At 71.3% G+C, this 3725-nt stretch carries 3 protein-coding genes and 1 pseudogene; 3 read left to right on the forward strand and 1 reads right to left on the reverse strand.

What is annotated here, in order from left to right; genetic code table 11:
• A partial coding sequence (locus Q0116_RS05225; RefSeq protein ID WP_297886157.1) for a peptidase occupies positions 1–660 on the forward strand: 660 nt, incomplete at its 5' end.
• Between the two features lie 22 nt (positions 661–682).
• Here the strand turns inward: Q0116_RS05225 and Q0116_RS05230 are convergent.
• The gene (locus Q0116_RS05230; RefSeq protein ID WP_297886159.1) at positions 683–988 is read right to left on the reverse strand and encodes a HalOD1 output domain-containing protein; all 306 of its coding nucleotides are present in this window, start codon (positions 986–988) and stop codon (positions 683–685) included.
• Positions 989–1110: 122 nt separating this feature from the next.
• Between Q0116_RS05230 and Q0116_RS05235 the strand changes: the two genes are divergently transcribed.
• Together Q0116_RS05235 and Q0116_RS05240 are read left to right on the forward strand one after the other, a co-directional pair.
• On the forward strand, positions 1111–2646 hold the full coding sequence (locus Q0116_RS05235; RefSeq protein ID WP_297886161.1) for a phenylalanine--tRNA ligase subunit alpha: 1536 nt from the start codon (positions 1111–1113) through the stop codon (positions 2644–2646).
• A pseudogene (locus tag Q0116_RS05240) lies at positions 2646–3725 on the forward strand (phenylalanine--tRNA ligase beta subunit-related protein); the annotation flags it as partial. The gene Q0116_RS05235 and the pseudogene Q0116_RS05240, both read left to right, overlap by 1 nt.

Below are 3725 nucleotides of genomic sequence, written 5' to 3' on the forward strand. Positions count from 1 at the left end.
GCGCTCGCGGTCGCCGTCGGACCGCTGTACGCGGCCGACCGCTTCCGCGACCTCCGGGAGCCGACGGCGGCGGAGCGCGCACAGATCGAGGCGCTCGCGGACCCCGGCGGACTCGCCGCCGAGAGGGTCGCGCTCGAGTCCGTCGACGGGGCAAGTGACGGGAGTACGAGCGGGAGCGGCGAGGCGGGGGCCACCGGTCCCGCGGACGTTTCGGTCCGCGGACCGCCCGGGCGGCGAGTGCTGTTCCTCACGGAGGACGTGTTGACCGACCTCGACGAGGACGTCGCGGTCGGGCTGTTCGCGGCGGAGGCGGGGCGGGTGGCGACGTACTACGCCGAGTTCCGCGCCGTCGCCGTCGGGGCCGTGCTGGCGATGCTGGCGGCGGTCGTCACGACGCTCGTCCCGTTCCAGTCCGGCTTCGGCGCGCTGATCGCCGTCGGACTCGTCTCCTTCTGGGCCGGTCGGCGGGTCCAGTACGCGGCGGACGGCCGCGCCGCGGACGCGGTCGGCGCCGACCGCGTCGCCGACGCGTTCGAGCGCGTCGCGGAGCGTCGCGGCGTCGAGCCGGAGACCGGCGACTGGTCGACGTGGTTCGAGGTCCAGCCGCCGCTCGGCGATCGGATCGCGCGGCTCCGCGAGCGGGGCACAGAGGAGGGGTAGGGGGGTCGGCCGGTTCGGCGCCTCAGTCGCGGGGGCGCCGAGCGACGGCGGACTCCGGGCCGACGCGGACGTCGTAGCCCGCGACGGTGAGCGAGACGTCGACGTCGGCGTCCGGGCGACCGGCGACGAGCGCGTTCAGCGCGTCGGGGTCGACGTGGTCGTACAGGACGACGCCTTCCTCGGGCAGCTCCGTGGGGTCGCAGTCGGCGAGGTCGGCGATGGCCTCGACGACCGCGAGGCTGGGACTGGGACCGCTGCCGCCGTGGGGGACGCGTGCCGTCTCGACCGATGACCGAGGGCCGACTGATTCGGCCGGTACACTACTCATACACACGTCCACGTCGAAACACTACATAAAATGGTCGCTCAGTTTATCAGAACTGATTTCTCGACGGCGCTCCGGTCCCGGAACCGTTACCAACCAGCCGCACGCGTGTAGAGACAACTCGAATGCGACTCCCGGAACGACAGCTCGCGGTCCTCGAGGCCGCGAGCGCGACGGACGAACGGACGGTAGCGGAGATAGCCGCGGCGGCGGACCTGAAGCCGGAGACGGCCGCCGGTGCGGCCTTCGACCTCGCCGACGAGGGGCTCGTCGAGGTCGGGTCGGTGAGCGACGAGACCGTCGCGCTCACCGACGAGGGGCGACGTTACGTCGACGAGGGGCTCCCCGAGACGCGGCTCTACCGCGCCGGCCGCGACGCGGGGGCCGACGCCGAACCGGTCTCGATGGGGGCGGTCATCGGGGAGGCCGACTTGGACGGTCCAGAGGTCGACATCGCGCTCGCGAACTTCGCGCGGAAGGGGTTCGGACGCGTCGACGGCGGCGACCTCTCGGTCGAGCCGGACGCCGACCCGGACGCCGACCCAGAGGCGACGGCGCTCGCCGCGCTCGCGGACGCCGACGGTGACGAGGGGGGCTTCGAAGCGGACGCGCTCGACGCCGACGAGTCCGTGATCGACCAGCTCGACTCGCGGGGGCTGATCTCGGTCGCGGAGTCGGTCACGCGCACGGTGACGCTCACCGACGCGGGCGTCGACGCGCTGATGACCGGCGTGGAAGCGACCGAGACGGTGGGCGCGCTCACGCCCGAGCTCCTCGCCAGCGGCGAGTGGCGCGACGCCGAGTTCGCCGAGTACAACGTCGAGGCCGAGGCTGAGACGGCCCGCGGCGGCCGCAAGCACGTCCTCCGGCGGACGGCCGACCGCGTGAAGGACGTCCTCGTCGGCATGGGGTTCAAGGAGATGGAGGGCCCCCACGCCGACGCCGACTTCTGGATCAACGACTGCCTGTTCATGCCGCAGGACCACCCGGCGCGGACCCACTGGGACCGGTTCGCGCTCGACGTGGACCGGATGGAGTCGATCCCGGACGAGCTGATGGCCCGCGTCGAGTCCGCCCACCGCGACGGCTGGGGGGTCGACGGCGACGGCTACCACTCGCCGTGGTCGCAGGACTTCGCACGCGAGGTGGCGCTCCGCGGTCACACCACGTCGCTGTCGATGCGGTACCTCTCCGGCGTCGCGGGGGCCGAGATCGAGCCGCCGCAGCGCTACTTCTCGGTCGAGAAGGTGTACCGCAACGACACCCTCGACCCGACGCACCTCCTCGAGTTCTTCCAGATCGAGGGGTGGGTGATGGCCGAGGACCTCTCGGTGCGCGACCTGATGGGCACCTTCGAGGAGTTCTACCGCCAGTTCGGCATCACGGACATCCGGTTCAAGCCGCACTACAACCCCTACACCGAGCCCTCCTTCGAGCTGTTCGGCGAACACCCCGAGACGGGCGAGGAGATCGAGATCGGTAACTCCGGCGTCTTCCGCGAGGAGGTCACCGGCCCGCTCGGCGTCGACTGCGACGTGATGGCGTGGGGGCTCGCCCTAGAGCGGCTGGCGATGCTCACCACCGGCGCGGAGGACATCCGCGACCTCCACGGGACGCTCGCGGACATCGACTTCCTGCGGAACGCGGAGGTGAGCTACTGATGCCCGTCGTCGACGTCGACCCCGAGGAGCTCCGCGAGCTCACCGGCCACGAGGAGAAGGACGACGAGGAGCTGAAGGCGGACCTGTTCGGGCTCGGCCTGGAGTTCGAGGGCGAGACCGACGACGGGATGTATCAGTTCGAGTTCGCGCCCGACCGGCTCGACCGGCTCTCCGTCGAGGGGGTCGCCCGCTCGCTGCGCTACCACTACGGCGACGCGCGCGGCGTCTACGTCCCGAACACGAACGACTCCGAGTGGACCGTCGAGGTCGACGAGTCGGTGCCCGACGAGCGCCCGTACGTCACGGGGGCCGTGGTCCGCGGCCTCGACCTCGACGAGGCGGCGCTGGAGTCGCTGATTCAGCTCCAAGAGAAGCTCCACGCGACGATGGGGCGCGGCCGCGCGAAGGGGGCCATCGGCATCCACGACCTCGCGATGGTGAAGGGCGCGCCGCTCCAGGAGGGCGCGGAGCCGACGATCACGTACCGCGGCGTCGACCCCGAGGGCGACACGTTCGTCCCGCTGGACGCGAACGACGAGCTGAGCCCGGCCGAGGTGTTAGACGAGCACGCCACCGGCGAGACGTACGCCGACCTCGTCGCGGACCTCGACCGCTACCCCGCGATCTACGACGAGCTCGGCCTGTTCTCGTTCCCGCCGGTGATCAACGGGAAGCGCACCGAGGTGACCACCGGCTCCCGGGAGCTGCTCGTCGAGCTCACCGGCACCGACCAGTGGACCATCGACCGGATGTGCAACATCATCTGTTACGCGCTGTCGGCCCGCGGCGCGACGATCGAGGAGATCGACGTGAACTACGCCGACGGCGCGACGCATCCGAGCGAGTACGGCGCGGAGCTCGTCCGGCCGAACCTCGACGTCGACGAGAAGACGGTGTCGCACGACCGGATCGAGACGCTGCTCGGCGTCGACTTCGAGCCGGAGGAGGTCGTCGACTGCTTCGAGCGCGCGGGGCTCGACGCCTCCTACACCCTCGGCGACGACGTGAACTACGAGGTGGAGGTCCCGCCGTACCGCGTCGACGTGCTCCACCCGCTCGACCTCGTCGACGACGTGGGA

The sequence above is a fragment of the uncultured Halorubrum sp. genome (assembly GCF_937146585.1).
GTDB classification, from domain to species: Archaea; Halobacteriota; Halobacteria; order Halobacteriales; family Haloferacaceae; genus Halorubrum; species Halorubrum miltondacostae.